Annotated in this window: 16 protein-coding genes; 10 read left to right on the top strand and 6 right to left on the bottom strand. The window is 40.4% G+C overall.

Translation table 11 applies throughout. From position 1 onward, the window contains the following. Positions 1-7 precede the first annotated feature (7 nt). Positions 8-379, bottom strand: a complete 372-nt coding sequence (locus BLR84_RS19030; protein ID WP_090471291.1) for a hypothetical protein — start codon at positions 377-379, stop codon at positions 8-10. A 641-nt stretch (positions 380-1,020) separates the two neighbouring features. Between BLR84_RS19030 and frr the strand changes: the two genes are divergently transcribed. Both frr and BLR84_RS19040 read left to right on the top strand, forming a co-directional pair. Next, on the top strand, positions 1,021-1,584 hold the full coding sequence (gene frr, locus BLR84_RS19035; RefSeq protein ID WP_090471293.1) for a ribosome recycling factor: 564 nt from the start codon (positions 1,021-1,023) through the stop codon (positions 1,582-1,584). A 74-nt stretch (positions 1,585-1,658) separates the two neighbouring features. Continuing rightward, complete coding sequence (locus BLR84_RS19040; protein WP_090471295.1) at positions 1,659-3,425, top strand: ABC transporter ATP-binding protein; 1,767 nt, start codon at positions 1,659-1,661, stop codon at positions 3,423-3,425. A gap of 455 nt (positions 3,426-3,880) precedes the next feature. Here the strand turns inward: BLR84_RS19040 and BLR84_RS19045 are convergent, their stop codons facing one another. Both BLR84_RS19045 and BLR84_RS19050 read right to left on the bottom strand, forming a co-directional pair. Then, positions 3,881-4,606: a LytR/AlgR family response regulator transcription factor gene (locus BLR84_RS19045; RefSeq protein WP_090471297.1), complete on the bottom strand. Its 726-nt coding sequence runs from the start codon at positions 4,604-4,606 to the stop codon at positions 3,881-3,883. Positions 4,607-4,681: 75 nt separating this feature from the next. Further along, a complete protein-coding gene (locus BLR84_RS19050; protein ID WP_090471299.1) occupies positions 4,682-5,734 on the bottom strand; it encodes a sensor histidine kinase in 1,053 nt (350 codons plus the stop codon). Positions 5,735-6,065: 331 nt separating this feature from the next. Here BLR84_RS19050 and BLR84_RS19055 point away from each other — a divergent pair, with 331 nt between their 5' ends. The 3 genes from BLR84_RS19055 to BLR84_RS19065 are packed head-to-tail and all read left to right on the top strand — an operon-like array spanning position 6,066 to position 7,974. After that, a complete protein-coding gene (locus BLR84_RS19055; RefSeq protein ID WP_090471301.1) occupies positions 6,066-6,275 on the top strand; it encodes a hypothetical protein in 210 nt (69 codons plus the stop codon). After that, positions 6,269-7,168: an ABC transporter ATP-binding protein gene (locus BLR84_RS19060; protein ID WP_090471303.1), complete on the top strand. Its 900-nt coding sequence runs from the start codon at positions 6,269-6,271 to the stop codon at positions 7,166-7,168. The genes BLR84_RS19055 and BLR84_RS19060 overlap by 7 nt, the downstream gene beginning before the upstream one ends. A gap of 5 nt (positions 7,169-7,173) precedes the next feature. Continuing rightward, the gene (locus BLR84_RS19065; protein ID WP_090471305.1) at positions 7,174-7,974 is read left to right on the top strand and encodes an ABC transporter permease; all 801 of its coding nucleotides are present in this window, start codon (positions 7,174-7,176) and stop codon (positions 7,972-7,974) included. Between the two features lie 411 nt (positions 7,975-8,385). Here the strand turns inward: BLR84_RS19065 and BLR84_RS19070 are convergent, their stop codons facing one another. Further along, positions 8,386-9,762: an OmpA family protein gene (locus tag BLR84_RS19070; RefSeq protein WP_090471307.1), complete on the bottom strand. Its 1,377-nt coding sequence runs from the start codon at positions 9,760-9,762 to the stop codon at positions 8,386-8,388. Between the two features lie 138 nt (positions 9,763-9,900). Here BLR84_RS19070 and BLR84_RS19075 point away from each other — a divergent pair, with 138 nt between their 5' ends. Continuing rightward, positions 9,901-11,190 carry an aminopeptidase P family protein gene (locus BLR84_RS19075; protein WP_090471309.1) on the top strand — a complete coding sequence of 430 codons (1,290 nt, stop codon included), beginning with the start codon at positions 9,901-9,903 and terminating at the stop codon, positions 11,188-11,190. Between the two features lie 84 nt (positions 11,191-11,274). Here BLR84_RS19075 and meaB read toward each other — a convergent pair whose 3' ends face one another. Further along, positions 11,275-12,159, bottom strand: coding sequence for a methylmalonyl Co-A mutase-associated GTPase MeaB (meaB, locus tag BLR84_RS19080; protein WP_090471311.1), 885 nt, complete (start codon positions 12,157-12,159; stop codon positions 11,275-11,277). A 175-nt stretch (positions 12,160-12,334) separates the two neighbouring features. Between meaB and BLR84_RS19085 the strand changes: the two genes are divergently transcribed. From BLR84_RS19085 to BLR84_RS19095, 3 genes are all read left to right on the top strand, one after another. Next, positions 12,335-13,390 (top strand): glycosyltransferase family 4 protein, encoded by a 1,056-nt coding sequence (locus tag BLR84_RS19085; RefSeq protein WP_143013949.1) that lies wholly within the window; start codon positions 12,335-12,337, stop codon positions 13,388-13,390. A gap of 86 nt (positions 13,391-13,476) precedes the next feature. Then, positions 13,477-14,478 carry a glycosyltransferase family 9 protein gene (locus BLR84_RS19090; RefSeq protein ID WP_090471315.1) on the top strand — a complete coding sequence of 334 codons (1,002 nt, stop codon included), beginning with the start codon at positions 13,477-13,479 and terminating at the stop codon, positions 14,476-14,478. 72 nt (positions 14,479-14,550) lie between these two features. After that, positions 14,551-15,573, top strand: a complete 1,023-nt coding sequence (locus BLR84_RS19095; RefSeq protein ID WP_090471317.1) for a glycosyltransferase family 9 protein — start codon at positions 14,551-14,553, stop codon at positions 15,571-15,573. Here BLR84_RS19095 and BLR84_RS19100 read toward each other — a convergent pair. Continuing rightward, positions 15,551-16,297 carry a glycosyltransferase family 2 protein gene (locus tag BLR84_RS19100; protein WP_255366989.1) on the bottom strand — a complete coding sequence of 249 codons (747 nt, stop codon included), beginning with the start codon at positions 16,295-16,297 and terminating at the stop codon, positions 15,551-15,553. The genes BLR84_RS19095 and BLR84_RS19100 overlap by 23 nt on opposite strands. Positions 16,298-16,459: 162 nt before the next feature. On the opposite strand from BLR84_RS19100, the gene BLR84_RS19105 reads away from it, so the two are divergent. Further along, a complete protein-coding gene (locus tag BLR84_RS19105; RefSeq protein WP_090471319.1) occupies positions 16,460-18,325 on the top strand; it encodes an ABC transporter ATP-binding protein in 1,866 nt (621 codons plus the stop codon). The last annotated feature ends 34 nt before the right edge of the window (positions 18,326-18,359 follow it).

Genomic DNA, 18,359 nt, shown 5'->3' on the forward strand with positions numbered 1-18,359 from the left:
CTGATAATTAAGGATGAATGGTTTTTATAACCGAATCAGGTTTCGCCTCGCCAAGCCGTTTGACTAACATGGTATAGTGCATATTAGGTTCATCAGTTTTTACGACCGGCATTTTATCGGTCGACTGTAGTTTTACAACCGGCATGCGGTCGGTTATTTCAGCCACGATTACATTATTTAGGGGTTGAACATTCTGTAACGGTTGAAGTACGTTGGGTATAACCGGTGTTGATTTTAATATGCCATCATCAGGTTTTACCTTAAAATACTGATAGATAGAATTGTCGGGTTTTTTACCGGGCAGTGGTGTGGTTAGTTGCTGTGCTTTTAACTGGGTAACACCACCTATCATCAATATAAATAGCCAAATGGTTTTCATGCGATAAAAAGGTTTACATAAATATAAGGTTATCCCGGGAAACCTAAATGTTAAAAAATGTTATTTAACATTTGATGTTTGCTCCACGGGACTTTTTAAACCTCGAATTTTAACACTTTTCGGCCCGAAAAGGGGCTAAAAACACATCAAAATCGCTCAAAAAAACCTCATTTTAACACTTTTTAACAAATTTTAACACCGTTTTGAGCAGTTTTTAAAACTTTAAAAAGTATTAATTGGTTGATTGTCAAATAACTGCATACAAAATGGTTGGTTTTGGGTCTTGTTTTAACCTTAACCAAACGGCCCGGCTTCCTGTTTTTGCAGAGAGCCGGGCCGTTGTTTGATATAAAGATACGGAAAAATCGGCGGAATCAGAAGCAGGAGAGCAAGTCAATTTGTCGTCTGTTCGACTCACCCGGTCTGCGCTTCACTGGCCCCCCCTCTCTCCGGCTTTGCCGCAATGACGCATAGAGAAAAGAAATTCCCCTCTTTCCGCCGCAGGCGAAGAGAGGGGCGACGAGCGTTAGCGATGTCAGGGTGAGTTGTCTGCGCCATACCCTATCCCCTTCCCAATTTGATTTTACACTAAGGCTAAGGAAAATGATAGATTTTATTACTTTTGTGAAAATTTAAAACCAATGAGCGAACTCATTAAAAAACAAGTGACTGATGCAAAGGCTTTAATGGACAAAGCCATTGACCACGCCGATAATGAATTAAATAAGATACGTGCAGGTAAAGCAAACCCATCAATGCTTGATGATATTGTGGTTGACTATTATGGTAGCCCAACTCCGTTGAGCCAGGTAGGTACTGTTAACACACCAGATGCCCGTACGATTGTGGTTCAACCCTGGGAAAAATCAATGCTTGCCCCAATAGAAAAAGCTATTAAAGAAGCAAACCTGGGTGTTAATCCGCAAAACGATGGTGTTATTATCCGCATTAATGTACCGCCGCTAACAGAAGAGCGTCGTCGTGACCTGGTTAAGAAAGCCAAAGCCGAAGCCGAAACCGGTAAAGTGGCGGTTCGTAACATCCGTAAAGATGCTAACGAAAAGATCAAAAAATTAAAATCAGAAGGTGTTTCTGAAGATGAGATAAAAGTAGGCGAGGCCGATGTTCAAAAACTGACTGACGCTTATATTATCAAGATCGATCAGCTTTCTGAAGCCAAAGAAAAAGATATCATGACGGTTTAAATATTAACCTTATGTCAAATTAAAAGGGAATGAGCTACTTAGCCATTCCCTTTTTTTATTTTTGACCTACAAACATGAATATACTCATTTCTTACTTAAAAAAGCATCGCTGGATAGTTGTGCTGGCTTTGTTCCTGGCGGCCATGAACATTGGTTTTTCGCTGCTTGATCCATGGATAACCGGGCGCATTGTTGACCGGGTTATCGAAAAACGCAGCACCCTTCAGTATCAGGAATACCTGCACCAGGTATTAATACTCATTGGCGCAGCCATCGGCGTGGCCATGGTATCGAGGATAGCAAAAAATTTCCAGGATTATTTTACCAATATCATTACCCAAAAAGTGGGTGCCGAAATGTATGCCGATGGCCTGAAGCATTCGCTGGAATTACCCTACCAGGTATTTGAAGATCAGCGCAGCGGCGAAACTTTGGGCATTTTACAAAAAGTTAGGCTCGATTGCGAAAAATTCATCACCTCATTTATCGGGATCCTTTTTGTATCGCTCATTGGGATGGTATTTGTTATCGTGTATTCGTTAAGTGTTAGCTACCAGGTAACGCTGGTTTATTTTGCCGCTATACCCATTATTACCTTTGTGAGTATGGCCATGAGCCGCAAAATAAAAACCATTCAAAAAAAGATAGTCTCAGAAACCACCGCTTTGGCTGGTTCAACTACAGAATCATTAAGGAACATTGAGCTGGTAAAAAGTTTAGGTTTGGTTAAGCAGGAAATTGCCCGTTTAAACAATACTACCTATAAAATACTGGCCCTTGAACTTAAAAAAGTAAAATATGTACGCAGTATGAGCTTTGTGCAGGGTACTACGGTGAACCTGGTACGGAGCGTAATGGTAGTGGTATTATTGCTGCTTATTTTTAAACAAACCATCTCTCCCGGACAATACTTTAGCTTTTTGTTCTATTCCTTCTTCCTGTTCAACCCGTTACAAGAGTTGGGTAACGTGATCCTATCGTGGCGTGAGGCTGAGGTTTCATTAGGTAATTTTAGAGGGATATTAAGTACTCCCATTGATAAAAAACCAGAGAAACCAGTGTTGTTAGAAAAGGTAAATACCTTAACTTTTAGGGATGTTACTTTTAAACATTTAACCGCCAACCGCAACGCCCTTAATCATATCAGTTTTGAAACAAATACCGGCGAAACCATCGCCTTTGTTGGGCCATCGGGTTCGGGTAAAACGACACTGGTAAAACTGTTGGTTGGTTTATATCAGCCTTTGGATGGGGATGTTTTATACAATAATATTTTAAGTCGTGACATTGATTTGGATCAGCTGCGCGAAAAAATTGGTTTTGTAACCCAGGATACCCAGTTATTCTCGGGCACCATACGCGAAAACCTGCTGTTTGTGCGTCCCGATGCTACCGACGAGGAATGTATGAATGTGCTGCAGCGTGCCGCTTGTCAAACCCTGCTGGCACGTGCCGATAAAGGTCTGAGCACCGTAATTGGCGAAGGTGGTGTAAAGGTGTCAGGCGGCGAAAAACAACGCCTCTCGATAGCCCGTGCATTGCTCCGCAGGCCTGATATCCTGGTGTTTGATGAGGCTACATCTTCATTGGATTCCATCACCGAAGAAGAGATTACCGAAACTATACGCAATGTATCTGAGCTGGAAAATCATATTACCATACTGATTGCTCACCGCCTGTCGACCATTATGCATGCCGACTGTATTTACGTGCTCGAAAAAGGCCGCATCATTGAATCGGGCAAACACCATGATCTGTTAAGTCAGAAAGGCTTGTACTATGCCATGTGGCGTCAGCAAATTGGTGAAAAGGATACGGTTGAAGAAGTAGAGGTGAAGTAGAATTATTTGGGAGTCATCTCCACCACGTCATTGCAAGGAACGAAGCAATCTCTATGCTGTACAGGGCCGCTTTACTTGGCGTATACCCGCTCTTGGCCGCGGGAGGGCCTTTACTTTGTAGCCACAAAGTAACCAAAGGGCTTGTCACCAGAGGGGCTTCTTTGCCGCACACGGCTTTTGCCCTGCAAACCGGACAGAACCACGGGTTGCAATTATTTGCCCTGCTTCGCTCACGCAAGCCTTGCTTCTGCAAAACTTGCTATGCCCTTGCAGCCGCACAAGCCACCATTGTTCTGCCCGCTTTCGTCCGAAGCTTATCTGCTGACGGGGAAAAGGAAAAAAACATGTCATTGCGAGGAGGAACGACGTGGCAATCTCCTCGTATGTATCTACTTGCGATGAGATTGCCACGCTACGCTCGCAATGACATATTCGTAAAGAAATTTAGCAGAGGTTTAAATATTCTTATCCTCAATTATCCTGAAGAAATCATCGCGGTAAGTGTCGCCCACGGGGATGATCTTATCGCCTATCTGGATGCGGCTGCGTTCGATGCTATCGATCTTGTTGAGGGCTACGATGTATGATTTATGCACCCGTATAAAATGTTTTTCGGGCAGGGCATCTTCCATTTTCTTCATGCCTTGCAGAGTGATGATGCGCTCTGCCGTAGTAAATATGGATATGTAATCTTTTAGTCCTTCAATAAATAAAATATCGTGCAGGTATACCTTTTGAATCTTATGCTCGGTTTTTACAAAAATAAAGTCAGTCGAAAAATCATCCTGCTGTACCGGCTCAGCTTGTTGAACAGTTTTAATTACCGGTTGTATAATGCTTTGCGCTTTTTGAACCGATTTAAAAAACCGGTCGAGCGCTATGGGTTTAAGCAGGTAATCAACCACGTCGAGCTCATAACCTTCCAGCGCGTATTGCGGATAGGCGGTAGTTAAGATCACTTTGGCTTTGCCATTGGATATTTTTAAAAATTGGATGCCGGTAAGCTCAGGCATTTGCACATCTAAAAACACCAGGTCGATATTACCGCCCTGTACTATGGTTAGCGCTTCGATAGGATTGGTGGTGGCTTTTACCAATTGCAAAAAAGGCATTTTAGAAATATAATCTTCCAATATATGCAGCGCTAAAGGCTCATCATCAACTACCAGGCATCGGATCATGTTGTAAAAATAAGTGTTCTAATGATTTATCGTTAATTTTTTTGTTTAGCCCGTTAATAACGGACCAGTGTCTGATTATAGTACGATGGATAATTCGCAGGTATAAGTATCAATTTCATCCCTGATGTTCAAGGTGTGTTTATATGGATAAAGCAGGTTAAGCCGGCGTTGCACATTATTTAAACCAATACCCCCAATTGTATCGCGGTTATGGGTATGCTTTTTGTTTTGTATATAAAAATGAAGCTTGCTCTCATCAACATTGATCAATAGTTTAATAGGTGATGTTACATCGCTGGCTACACCATGTTTAAATGCGTTTTCGATAAAGGCGATCAACAGTAAGGGTACAATTTGCTGGTTGGTTACTTCACCCATCACCTTAAAATCAATAAAAGCTTTGTTGCCGAATCGTATTTTTTGCAGGTCGATGTAGTTATGCAAATATTGCAGTTCTTTACTCAGGTCAACCTTATTATCATTACACTCATACAGCATATACCGCATAATTTCGGATAGTTTCAGGATAGCTTCTGGCGTAGTTTCGGAGCGCTGGTAGGCCAGCGAATAGATGCTGTTGAGGGAATTAAATAAAAAATGCGGGTTTATCTGCGATTTTAAGAAGGCCAGTTCGGCGCTCAGGCGTTGGTTTTCCAGATCGTGCTGGATACGCTCGTTCAAAAACCAGTCGGTGGTAAATTTAAGCACGGTACTTAAAAAAATGAATATTAAACTGGTAAAAATGGTACTTAAAAAATACGAGGGAAAGGTGATTACCTCACCTTTCATACGTACCAGCACATATTGTTTAAACATCAGTCCCACACCATATTTACCCAGGCCGTAAACAATGATGGTTATAATAATAAACAAGGCATAGGCCCAGTAACGCTTTTTATCTAAAAACCTGGGGATATAAACCAGGAAGTTAATATAAAACAAGCTGATATTGATGGCGGGATAGAGCAAAAACAGGATGAGCAGCTCCTTGTTGCTAAGCTTGGTATTGCTGCGGGCCAGGGACAAAAAGAGCGATATAATACCCAGCCAAAAAAGTAAATGCCAGAATATCTGCCAGCCTGTTTTTATAATACGTGTTTGTTTATCTGATGAAATTGAAGCTTGCATTTTCTTTATTAGAGTCAGGAATCAAGAGCCAAGAGTCAAGACAAATATATTGATTACTCAAAAAGAGTTTTGATCAAGTAGTTTTTGCGTTTATCTTGATTCTTGGCTCTTGATTCTTGACTCTTACCTCAGGGTCTAATTTAATATTTTGATGGGGATATGCCGCTACATTTATATATAGTATTTCATTTTATCGATGAACGGGCATTTAAACTCGATGAACGGGTTAATGCGGTTAATTAACCGTTCATCTATAAACTCCGTGCGTTGGTCTAATACTTTTTAGCAGGTAAAATAATTAATATTCCTTTGTTGTATCAAAACACTCACGATGAAAACGCTTATCAAAAACTCGAATCCTTTTATCATGTTACTGATACCAGTAATGTTTGCCCTAATATTAGGTGTAAGCTATCAGTTTGAACAAAAAAAGGAATCGGCAATTGTTGGGGCATCAGTTCATGCCACATCATTGTTTTACAAAGGTGTTACCCTTGTTAAAACTGTTTGCTCAGTAGCCAAGGATAACCATGTATGGTAATTCGTACTGAAGGGTTATCCTTCAACTTCGGCAGTCAGCAGGTTGTTAAATCCTTAAACCTGCAGGTACCCGAAGGAAGTATATATGGTTTTCTTGGCCCTAACGGAGCCGGGAAAACCACTACTATCAAACTCCTGTTAAACCTGCTCAAAACTCAACACGGCAGCATCCACATTTTTGAACAGGAACTCCAAAAAAATCGCATCAGCATATTATCCCAGATCGGGGCACTTATTGAACAGCCAGCCATTTATCAGCACCTGAGCGGCAAAGAAAATTTATTGAACAGAGCTTTATTGTTACAGGTACCCCTTAAACGGGTCGACGAAATGCTCGACCTGGTGCACCTGAGCAACGCCGCTAATAAAAAAGCCGGTCAATATTCGTTAGGCATGAAACAGCGCCTGGGTATAGCGCTGGCCCTGCTTACCGACCCTAAATTATTGATACTGGACGAGCCAACCAATGGCCTCGACCCTAACGGTATCATTGAAGTTCGTGAACTGTTGTTGAAATTGGTTAGCCAGCATCGTAAAACGGTGTTCATATCGAGTCATTTATTGGCCGAGATTGAACGTATGGCCACACATGTGGGTATTATTGATGGCGGTCAATTACTGTTTCAGGGCAGCATTACCGAGCTCGAAGCATTGAGCCAGCCTTTAATACGTATTGAAGCCGATAACACTGTTGACGCGGCCAACTTACTTAAACGTAAAAATTACCCGGTTGCAGATGTAACCGATGAATATGTGTACGTGCCCTATACCTCCAAAGATCAAATGGGCGATATCAACGCGCTGCTTATTCAAAACGAATATGTTGTATATAGCATCGGCAAGCAGCAAAAAGACCTGGAGAAATTGTTTTTATCCATCACCCAAAACGCCTGATCGTTATGAAAGGATTTATTTTATCATTCCGGTCAGAATTTTTCAAGAGCCGTAAAACGCTGGGCTTTTGGGCCGCTATATTATTGCCATTACTTATTTGCCTGCTGCTGTTTGTGGGTTTTTACACCAAAAGCGAACGTTTGGCAGGTATGCCCCCCGCGATATTATGGATACAGTTTGCCGGTGCTATTCTGGCTGTGATGGGTTCGCTGTTGTTACCCATGTTTGTTATTTTTATTGCTTACTCGGTAAATAGTATAGAGCATAAAGCCGATACCTGGAAAAGTTTATTTAGCCTGCCTATTTCACGCCTGAGTGTATACGCGGCCAAATACTTTTATGCCCTGTTCCTGATCTTTTTATGTCTGACCCTTTTTGTATTGTTTACCATAGGCTTTGGTAACTTACTCAGTTTGGTAAAGCCCGAGCTTCGATTTGATAATTACCATATGGAAGATGTGCTGGCCAAGCTTTACTTTAAGCTTTTCTTGTCGTCCTTGGGTATATTATCTATCCAGTTTTTACTCAGCTTATTATGGTCTGATTTTTTGAAGCCGATGGGTATTGGTTTTTTTGCCACCATTGTTGGTGTTATAACCGCGTCAAAAGGCTGGGAGTATTGTTATCTGTTCCCTTATGCGCATCCCATGCTGGCTTTAAAACTAATGCCGCATAAAACCATTAAAGACGAAACACCTCAAATAGTCATCGATCTTTTTACCAAAGATATTCTTGTGGGTATTACAGTATCTGTGCTTGTTTTTATAGGCGGGTACTTTATTGTACTTAAAAAGAGTGTGAAGTAAGGGTAGATCTGCAGGTTTCAGATGTGCAGATGGATTGAAACTCCCTGAGTAGGATAGATCCCCGTATTTCCCTACAGATAAATCCCGACAATCCCATCATCCGTTTAATCATGGTTCAGACAGCAGGAGGAGCCCGTCAGCTTCTTTAATATCCTCATTTATAGCATTGTTTATTTGAATGGGATTGTGTCTCTGTAGGGCTTATTCATGCCCCGCAGCGTTATGATTATGACTGCTAGCCTTGGTGTTACATGCGCCTACAGGGTTTGAGGCGATGGGTACTGAGTAGTACTATGCTGGTACCAGTTCGTGATGGCGAATAAGTGCGCCGTAGATCAGTCAATAAAAAAAGGTATAAAACAAAGAAGGCTCCGGGTTATCCGGAGCCTTCGCAATAATATTTAATTGATATTATTTTTGTTTGAATTGAACGCGACGGTTTAACACGCGGCCTTCTTCAGTTGAGTTATCAGCAATTGGGTTAGTTTCACCGTAACCTTTTACTTTAACTTTTTTAGCGTCAACACCAGAGTTAACTAAGTAAGTTTTTACTGAGTTAGCACGGTCTTTTGATAAAGATAAGTTGTGAGCAGCAGTACCTTCAGATGAAGCGTAACCGTCAACTTCAACAGATTTACCAGATGAACGTAAGTCAGCTGAAGTAGCATCTAACACTGGGTAAGATGAAGTTCTTAATACTGAGCTGTCAAATTCAAACTGGATGTTTGAGTAAGCAGTAGCAGTAGGAGCAGGAGCTACAGTATCTTTAGGGAATACGATAACACAACCTGAACCGTCAACTACGCTACCAGCAGCAGTACCTGGGCATTTGTCAAATTGATCAGCAACACCGTCACCGTCAGAATCTTTTTTCAGATCATTAACAGCGTTTTCAACGTTGGTAACACGACCTTTCAAAGCTTCAACTTCCTGACGTAATGCAGCATCGTACAATTCGTCATACATTAAAGCTACTGGGTTAACCCACTCTAAGCTTGGTTTTGATTTTGAACCTAAAGTGAACTCTAAGCCAGCATAACCGTAGCTGTATTTATCTTTAGTAGGATAAGCTCTGTTAAGACCGTCGAAGTTATCACCATCAACAAATGTTTCGGTGTAACCTAAGTTTAAGGCAACAACATCACTTAATCTGAATTTAACACCTGCACCAACAGGGATGATCAGTTCTTTAACAAATTTGCTTGTTCCAGTACCATCAGCATTACCTGCGTGGCCATCCCAATCAACTACAGTACCGTTTTTGTAAGTAACTTTAGGAGTGTACATAGCTAAACCACCACCGGCTGTAACGAAGAAGTTAACTGAATTTTTGCGTCTTAAGAAGTCGATTGTAGCAACGTTTACTACACCGCTTAAAGTACCTGACCAGAATTTGGTTTGGAAAGAAGAAGCAGTATAAGCTCCGCTTGTACCAGGTGCTTTAGTGTTATCACCTTCTACTTTACCACCATGGAAATCCAATTGTAAACCAAATGAGTGTGCTAATTGCTCTCTGAATGAAATGCCGTAGCCTAATTGAATTTTATTGTGTGTGAAGTCGTTTGAACCACCAGTTGCAACTGAAGGAGCGGTAGCGCCAACGTTTACACCGATGCTAAACTTTTTGTACTGACCTAAACCACCAAATACCTTGGGGGTAGTAGTTTCAGTCGACGTTGTAGTTGCTGTGGCTGTTTTGGTAGAATCCGTTTGTGCATTTACGATTCCAACAACCATCAAAGAAGCAAATGACAATGCGACTGTTTTCTTTAATGTAGAATAATTCATAGTTTTTAAGATTAAACGATTTTAATTGTGATTTTTTTCAAATTTAGTAATTATGTTTGAAACCCTGACCAAACATTGTTCCAAAAATTGTAATAGTTATACAAATAAAGAAAAAAAAAAGATAATCAGCAGATAAATATGAAATATCCATTAATCGATAATAGTTTATTTATTATTAATAGAAAAAATTTCGTCTCAGGAACAAAACATAACTCCATAGCTATCTTTCATGCGAGTGATGAATTCCCCAGGAGTGGCGATCAAACCTTCCTGTTTAAGCAGAATCCCGATTTTTTTTATCTGTCAGGTATCGACCAGGAGCAGAGTATTCTGGTTTTATTTCCGGATTGTCCTAATAAAGCATACAAAGAAGTACTTTTTTTAAGACAAACCAATGAACATATCGCTATCTGGGAAGGGCATAAATATACTAAAGAAGAAGCCAGGGCAGCCTCGGGTATTGACAGCATTTACTGGCTGAGCGAATATGAAACTATTTTGCAAAATATTATTTATTACGCGGAGCATATTTATATCAATACCAATGAAAATGACCGGTATAGCCACCAGGTACCCTACCGCGATCTGCGGATGTACGAAGCCTTAAAAGCAAAATATCCTTTGCATAAATATGAGCGTTCGGCAGTGATCCTGCGCGATTTACGTGTTATCAAATCGCCCATTGAAATAGCGCTCACCCAAAAGGCATGCGACATCACGAACGACGCGTTTGTACGTGTGTTGAAGTTTCTGAAACCAGGTGTTGCCGAATACGAGATAGAAGCCGAAATTACGCATGAATTTTTACGGCAACGTGCTACAGGACATGCCTATAGCCCCATTTTGGCCTCAGGTAAAAATGCTGTGGTACTGCATTATACCGATAATAACCAGGTTTGTAATGATGGCGATGTTATACTTTTTGATTTTGGCGCCGAGTACGCCAATTACAATGCAGATATGAGCCGGTCTGTGCCTGTAAACGGACGTTTTACTACACGTCAACGCGCTGTTTATGATGCTGTTTTAAGGGTGATGCGCGAGGCTACTAAAATGATTGTCGCCGGAACCAACTGGAACGACTATCACGAAGAGGTTGGTAAAATAATGACCGGCGAATTAATAGGTTTGGGCCTGCTGGATAAACATGATGTGGAAAAACAGGATCCAAACGCGCCGCTATATAAAAAGTATTTTATGCATGGTACCTCGCATCATTTGGGTTTGGATGTGCATGATTTTGCAAGCCGTTATAAACCATTTGAGGTGGGTAATGTACTCACCTGTGAACCGGGGATTTATATACCCGAAGAAGGTTTAGGCATCAGGATAGAGAACAATATTTTAATTACCAAAGATGGTAACCGCGATTTGATGGCTAACATTCCTGTGGAAGCTGAGCACATTGAAGAATTGATGAACAGTTAACCGGAATTTGTGACGAATATTTTACAATTAAAAACAATTGAGCAACATCTTTCAATTGTTATTGAATTGTTAATTCATCGTAAACTATACATAAGTATCTACAAAACTATACAGATTGAATTTTTCATCTTTTAAAGCTTTAGCAACATCATGCTGAAGCTTTTTTTTATCAATATGTTGTGTTAATTTTTGCTGGATCAGCTTGTATGCTTTTTCGGTCAATAGTAATTCCCGGCGGCTGTGCTGCGTTTTTACGGGCGATTTAATGAAATTCGCGATTTCCTGGATCCCTCCGGCCTGCGAAGCGATGGTTTTAAATACGGGTGGTTGTTCTCCCTGCTTTTGACCTATTATCTTTTTTAAGTTATTGGCAAATACATCCGCGTCGGCCCTGTCGGCTTTGTTGATGATGAAGGCATCGGCAATTTCCATCAGGCCCGATTTAATATGTTGTATCTCATCGCCGGCTTCGGGCACCAATACCACCAGGGTAATATCGGCAAGGCCGGCTATTTCAATTTCCGATTGGCCCACGCCTACAGTTTCTATCAGTACATAATCAAAGCCTGCTGCCCGTAGTACATCGGCCATTTCAATGGTTTTGGCCGATAGGCCGCCCAATGAACCGCGTGTGGCCAGGGAGCGGATAAAAACATCGGGACTGTTAAAATGCGAAGCCATCCTGATCCTGTCGCCCAGTAATGATCCAAAATTGAACGGCGAGGTAGGGTCGATGGCTAAAACGGCTATCTTGCTGCCATCGGTTAAAAGCAGATCGATGAGGGAATTGACCAGGGTACTTTTACCCGCCCCCGGCGGCCCGGTTATACCTATTATAGGCGCATTTTTTTCAAAATGAAGATTTTTTAAAAGTTTACCGGCACCCGTCAACTCATTTTCAACAATGGTTAATGCCCGTGCAACCGACTTGAAGTTTATAACAGATGATTTGATATGATCTTTATGCATGAGTATAAAACAAATATAAGGCGATTTGCCGGAGTGCACCAAGAAAGTACAGGAACACCGTATAATTCATCAAAATTGTATATTTGTTTTTTCAACATCACCTGTAAATTTTCCTGGCCCAGTTATAACGAAGCCAAATTGTAAAATTACAGTGGTAATATAAACATACACGCATTTGAAACCCTCCATTCTTATTACCTTCGATTCCTTAAAACGTGCAACATCAGGCATGTTTTTTTTTGAAAGAAGCTTAGGAGAGGAGATCCTGAAGCAGAATAACAATCGGTTCGCCATATTTGGGTACTTGCATAAAAAGTCTATTTATTGGTTTCAGCAGCTTGCTGGTACCTTTTTTATATCGCCCTTGCATAAGGTCTTTTTTCCGGCATATAAGCAGTTTGGCCTGGTACATTTTACCAATCAGTATTGTAAGCTAAAGCCTAAGCGGGTAAAGGCAAAAAAAATACTTACCATTCATGATATGAATCCTGTTCATGAAAAAACGCGTTCACCCGCACGTTATAAAAAATACCTTAATCGCCTTGGCGGTTATATAGATAATTGCGATAGGATAGTAACGATATCAAATTTTGTAGCAGGTGATATTATTAAATATTATCCTCAGGCAGCTAATAAGTTAACGGTTATTTACAATGGTGCAGATAAGCTTGTTTTACCGCAGCAGCATGAACCGCCGTACAAGCCAACCCGTAAATTTATATTTACTATAGGTAGTCTTGCTTCTAAAAAGAACTTTCATGTTTTACCGGCCTTGCTAAATGATAATGCCCTGGAACTGATCATCGCTGGTAAAATAACCGATTATCAGCAGCGAATAATGGAGGAAGCCCAAAAGCATCATTGTACCAACAGGGTGAAATTGATCGGTCTGATCAGTGACGAAGACAAGGCCTGGTATTATAAAAATTGCGAAGCTTTTGCATTTCCGTCCATAGCAGAAGGATTTGGATTGCCTGTTATTGAAGCTATGCATTTTGGTAAGCCTGTTTTTTTATCAAGGTACACCTCCCTGCCAGAAATTGGTGGCAACGCGGCCTGGTACTTTGATAACTTTGAACCCGAAAGCATGCAGGCAACTTTTGCCAAAGGTCTGGAAGAATATGCAACTAACAACATGGCCGAAACTATCATACAGCATGCTGCTCAATTTAATTGGGAAAAAACAGCCCAACAATATCTCGATCTGTATAGCGATTGCCTTAAAATGTAATCATTAATTATATAATCGCACGTTGATTAAGGCAAATTCTATTGTTGTATTTTTGCATATCTGTACTCATTATTTTTATAAAGTAGATGCCAGTAATTGATAATAAAGAGATAAAGCATATCTTAATAAGCAGGATTGACGCCATTGGCGATGTGGTACTACAGCTGCCCACCTGTATTTATTTAAAACAATTATATCCCGATGTGATCATCAGCTTTTTGGGACGAAGCTATACCAAACCAATTGTAGACGCTTGCAAGGCTATTGATCATTTTATTAATTACGATGAAATTAAACCGCTATCAAAAAAAGAAATAGCCGCGTTATTTAAAGAAAAAAATATTGATGCCATAGTGCATGAATTTCCTAAAAGCCAAATTGCCGGAGCAGCTAAGTTGGCGGGCATCAAAATAAGGATAGGGGCAACCAGCAAGATCCATCATCTTTTAAATTGCAACAAGCTAATTAAGTTAAACCGTGCCGAATCAAATTTGCATGAGGCTCAGCAGGATATTTATATGTGCGGGCCTCTTGGGGTTACACATATCCCTACCATTGGCACTATTGCAAACTATTATAAAAGTAACTTTAAACCTGTTGTTGAACTACCGGCTCAATTTAAAGCCCTATTAACCAACGATAAGTTTAACCTGATCATTCACACCAAATCAGGCGGTAACGGGCGCGAATGGGATATGGATAATTTTACTTCATTGATTAATGGTTTGCCCGAAGATAAATTTCGCGTTTTTATAACCGGCTCCCCCAAAGAGCATGAGCTATTTAAAACCTGGATCCCTCAATTACCTGCATCTGTAATTGATTTAAGCGGGAAAATGGATCTTGATGAATTTATCGCGTTTATATATCATGCTGATGGCTTGCTTGCATCTGGGACCGGCCCATTGCATGTTGCTGCCGCTTCGGGTATCTATACGCTCGGTTTATTCCCGGTTTCCAAATCGATCAATGCTACCCGGTGGGCCCCATTGGGCATAAAAGCCGAACATATAGAAAGTGACTCCGACGATCTGAGCAGCATTTCTGTTGATATGGTTAAAGAGAAAATTGTGGGCTGGCTGCAATAAAAATGAGCTGATAGCCTTTAATAAACTATTGTTCTATTTTTGCTGTATTGATATATGCTATATAAAAGTTAGATGCCAGTAATTGATAACAAAAGAATAACCCATATTTTAATAAACAGGCTTGATGCCATGGGCGATGTTGTGCTTCAACTGCCCACCTGTATTTATTTAAAACAATTATATCCCGATGTCATCATCAGCTTTCTGGGCCGGAGCTATACCAAGCCAGTTATTGATGCCTGCAAGGCAGTTGATCATTTTATTAATTATGATGAGCTTAAAGCCTTATCAACAAATGAAATAGCCGCTATTTTTAAAGAAAAAGGTATTGATGCCATTGTGCATGAGTTTCCGCAAAGGGAAATTGCCGAAGCTGCAAAAAAGGCCGGAGTAAAACTAAGGATAGGTGTAACGAGCAGGAATTACCATTTTTTTACCTGTAATAAATTAGTAAGACTAAGCCGCAGGAGGTCCGACCTGCATGAAGCACAGCAGGATATTTACCTATGCAAACCGCTCGGGGTTACGCATGTACCCACATTAGGCACTCTTTCAAATTTATACACAGGTAATTTTAAACCAACGGTAACGCTACCTGCACAGTTTAAAGATCACTTGAAGGATGACAAATTCAATTTGATCATTCATGCCAAATCAAATGGTAATGGCAAGGAATGGGATCTGGATAATTTCACTTCGCTCATTAAACTTTTACCTGAGGAAAGGTTCCGGATTTTTATAACCGGATCCGAAAAAGAGCATGAGCTTTTTAAAACATGGATCCCTCAATTACCTGCATCTGTAATTGATTTAAGCGGAAAGTTGACGCTTGATGAACTCATCGCGTTCATATACCAGGCCGATGGCTTATTGGCTTCCGGGACAGGGCCCCTACATGTAGCCGCCGCCTCGGGGATACATACGTTAGGATTATTCCCAATTACAATAGGTATACATGCTACCCGCTGGGCTCCTTTGGGGATAAGAGCGGAGCATATTGAAAGCGACTCTGATGACCTGAGCAATATTACTGTTGATATGGTTTTTGAACGGATAAATGGATGGCCTAAAATTAACCCTTTATCCAGGCTTTAAATAACCTGAACATATACCGGCTCCATATTTTAACACCAAAGTTTTTTAATATTAAAGCCGACTTGTCTTTTTCAAAAACCTTGTCTACCTCGGTTCCTGATATACCTAAGTGGTTAAAATTAGCAATTAGGTGATCTTTATACTGAAAACTAAATGTTTTATCGCCATAGCATTGCATATTCAGCACGTTATCGGCAACAATTTTATATTTGGTATTAAACCGGTACTTGTCAAAAACAGTTTTCGGATAAATAATGGCCTGATGATAAATACCTCCTTTTGCCATATAATACGGACTTAACTCTCCGGATCTTTTTACCCCATCAGATAAAACATTGCCATAATATATCACATTAGGGTCATTTAACTCATACGCCATATCAGAAAACTCCGAACGTAACTCATCATCGGCCCCTAAAAAATAAACCCAATCGCCGGTAAGGTGTTTTATGGCTTTATTCATGGCATCATAAATACCGCTGTCTTTTTCACTTTTCCAGTAAGCTATACGGTTTGCGTTATCCTGTAGTATTTGTACAGTTTCATCTGTGCTTTTACCATCAATTATAATAATGTCAATAGCGGGGTATTGCTGGCTATAAATGCTGTCGAGGCATTTTTGTAAAGTTTTAGCCGCATTATAAGTAACAATTATTACGTTAATTTTTGTGGGGATACTTTGCACACTTTCGTTTTTATAGGAGGTACATGATATGAACAGCAAAAGTACAATTCAGATAGCTAAAATGGTAGTTTTAATAATTGGGCTGCCATATTTATATTACAATGCAAGAGTCAAGGGGTTAAAATACATGAAATCGGCATTGTAACTATTACAATAAATATTACGTGTATATAGTTACTTTTGCAAGATTAATTTTTTTTAATGAAGATCTATTTCAGATTACTATCTTTTGCCAGGCCCATCGGTAAGTTTGCTTTACCATATATTGTATGTACTGTATTTTCGGTAATATTTAATACACTTAATCTTGCTTTGCTGGCACCATTGCTAAAAACAATTTTTAACCCGGTACCGGCAGGGCAGATATTGAAAAAGCCAGAACATTGGATTGATCTGTTAGAGAACTTTAACTATTATGCACATTTAGCCAACCAGCAATATGGTACATTAGGTGCTTTAAAGTTTGTTTGTGTAGCCATTGTGGTTTCGGTATTACTAAGCAACGTATTCCGGTATTTTTCGCAACGGATAATGGAGAGTTTACGGATCTATACCCTTTTAAATTTAAGGCGAACAGTTTTTAACAATGTTATGAACCTGCACCTGGGCTATTTCAGTAATGAGCGCAAAGGCGATATTATTTCAAAAATTGCTGCCGATGTACAGGTAGTACAATTTTCTGTTACGGGTACCCTCCAGGTAGCATTTAAGGAACCATTTCAGCTTATTGCCTATCTTATAGCATTATTTGCTATTTCGGTAAAGCTTACTTTGTTCTCTATGCTTATTATACCGGTTTCGGCATTTATCATTTCAAGGATAGTTAAACGTTTGAAAGAACAGGCGGTGGAGTCTCAGCAAACTTATGGTAACATGATCAGTTACCTCGACGAAGCCTTATCCGGAATAAAAATTATAAAGGCCTTTAATGCGATACCTTTTATCAAAAACAGGTTTAATCATGAAAACGAAGAGTATTCCAGGATTACCCGTTCTATGGCTAAAAGGCAGCAAATGGCATCGCCGGTATCCGAGTTTTTGGGGGTTTTAATGGTATCTGGTATTGTGTTATATGGAGGCTCATTGATCATCAATCATACCGGCTCACTAACCGCCGAAAAATTCATCATTTATATTGCCATGTTTTCGCAGGTGATGCGCCCTGCAAAAGCTATATCTGATTCTTTCAGCAATATCCATTCAGGCATAGCCGCAGGCGAACGGGTGCTGGCACTTATTGACGAAAAGCCGCAAATAACCGATGCTCCGGATGCTGTGACAATAACTGATTTCACCAAAAATGTAAGGTTTGAAAACGTATCTTTTGCTTATAAAAACAAAGTTGAGTTGAATGAAAACGGTATTGAGACTGAACCTGATAAGTATGTACTGAAAAATCTCAACCTCGAAATACCTAAAGGTAAAACCGTAGCCCTGGTTGGTCCTTCGGGTGGTGGTAAATCAACCCTGATGGATCTGTTGCCCAGGTTTATTGAACCGCAGTTGGGTACCATATATATTGATGGTAAAAATATACAATCAGTTACGATGGAGTCATTAAGGGCGCAAATGGGTATTGTGAACCAGGAGTCGATATTGTTTAATGATACCATATTTAACAACATTGCTTTTGGCAAAACGGGGGTAACACAAGAGCAGGTAGAAGCTGCGGCGCGTATTGCCAATGCGCATAATTTTATCATGGAAACGGATAAGGGCTATGAAACCAATACCGGCGACAGGGGAACAAAGCTTTCTGGCGGACAGCGGCAAAGGATCTGTATTGCCCGGGCCGTATTGAACAATCCGCCTATTATGCTGCTTGATGAGGCTACTTCGGCATTGGATACCGAATCTGAAAAACTGGTGCAGGACGCGTTGAACAATTTGATGAAAAATCGTACTTCGCTCATCATCGCGCACCGCCTCAGCACCATACAAAATGCCGATATCATTATTGTATTGGAAAAAGGCTGTGTGGTTGAACAAGGCTCACACCTTGAACTGTTGCAAAACAACGGGCTGTACAAGAAACTGATAGATATGCAAACCTTTAATGCCGATTAAGAATAGCAGGTAAAAGGTGTTTGTATTTTAAATT

Origin of the sequence: Mucilaginibacter sp. OK268 (assembly GCF_900103125.1) — a bacterium.
Classification (GTDB): Bacteria; Bacteroidota; Bacteroidia; order Sphingobacteriales; family Sphingobacteriaceae; genus Mucilaginibacter.

Bases quoted from the DNA above. Each gene is read 5' to 3' on its own strand.
- BLR84_RS19040 (WP_090471295.1), top strand. From the start codon at position 1,659: ATGAATATACTCATTTCTTACTTAAAAAAGCATCGCTGGATAGTTGTG.
- BLR84_RS19070 (WP_090471307.1), bottom strand. From the start codon at position 9,762: ATGAATTATTCTACATTAAAGAAAACAGTCGCATTGTCATTTGCTTCT.
- BLR84_RS19105 (WP_090471319.1), top strand. From the start codon at position 16,460: ATGAAGATCTATTTCAGATTACTATCTTTTGCCAGGCCCATCGGTAAG.
- BLR84_RS19060 (WP_090471303.1), top strand. From the start codon at position 6,269: ATGGTAATTCGTACTGAAGGGTTATCCTTCAACTTCGGCAGTCAGCAG.
- BLR84_RS19050 (WP_090471299.1), bottom strand. From the start codon at position 5,734: ATGCAAGCTTCAATTTCATCAGATAAACAAACACGTATTATAAAAACA.
- BLR84_RS19030 (WP_090471291.1), bottom strand. From the start codon at position 379: ATGAAAACCATTTGGCTATTTATATTGATGATAGGTGGTGTTACCCAG.
- BLR84_RS19095 (WP_090471317.1), top strand. From the start codon at position 14,551: ATGCCAGTAATTGATAACAAAAGAATAACCCATATTTTAATAAACAGG.
- BLR84_RS19055 (WP_090471301.1), top strand. From the start codon at position 6,066: ATGAAAACGCTTATCAAAAACTCGAATCCTTTTATCATGTTACTGATA.
- BLR84_RS19045 (WP_090471297.1), bottom strand. From the start codon at position 4,606: ATGATCCGATGCCTGGTAGTTGATGATGAGCCTTTAGCGCTGCATATA.
- BLR84_RS19065 (WP_090471305.1), top strand. From the start codon at position 7,174: ATGAAAGGATTTATTTTATCATTCCGGTCAGAATTTTTCAAGAGCCGT.
- frr (WP_090471293.1), top strand. From the start codon at position 1,021: ATGAGCGAACTCATTAAAAAACAAGTGACTGATGCAAAGGCTTTAATG.
- meaB (WP_090471311.1), bottom strand. From the start codon at position 12,159: ATGCATAAAGATCATATCAAATCATCTGTTATAAACTTCAAGTCGGTT.
- BLR84_RS19090 (WP_090471315.1), top strand. From the start codon at position 13,477: ATGCCAGTAATTGATAATAAAGAGATAAAGCATATCTTAATAAGCAGG.
- BLR84_RS19075 (WP_090471309.1), top strand. From the start codon at position 9,901: ATGAAATATCCATTAATCGATAATAGTTTATTTATTATTAATAGAAAA.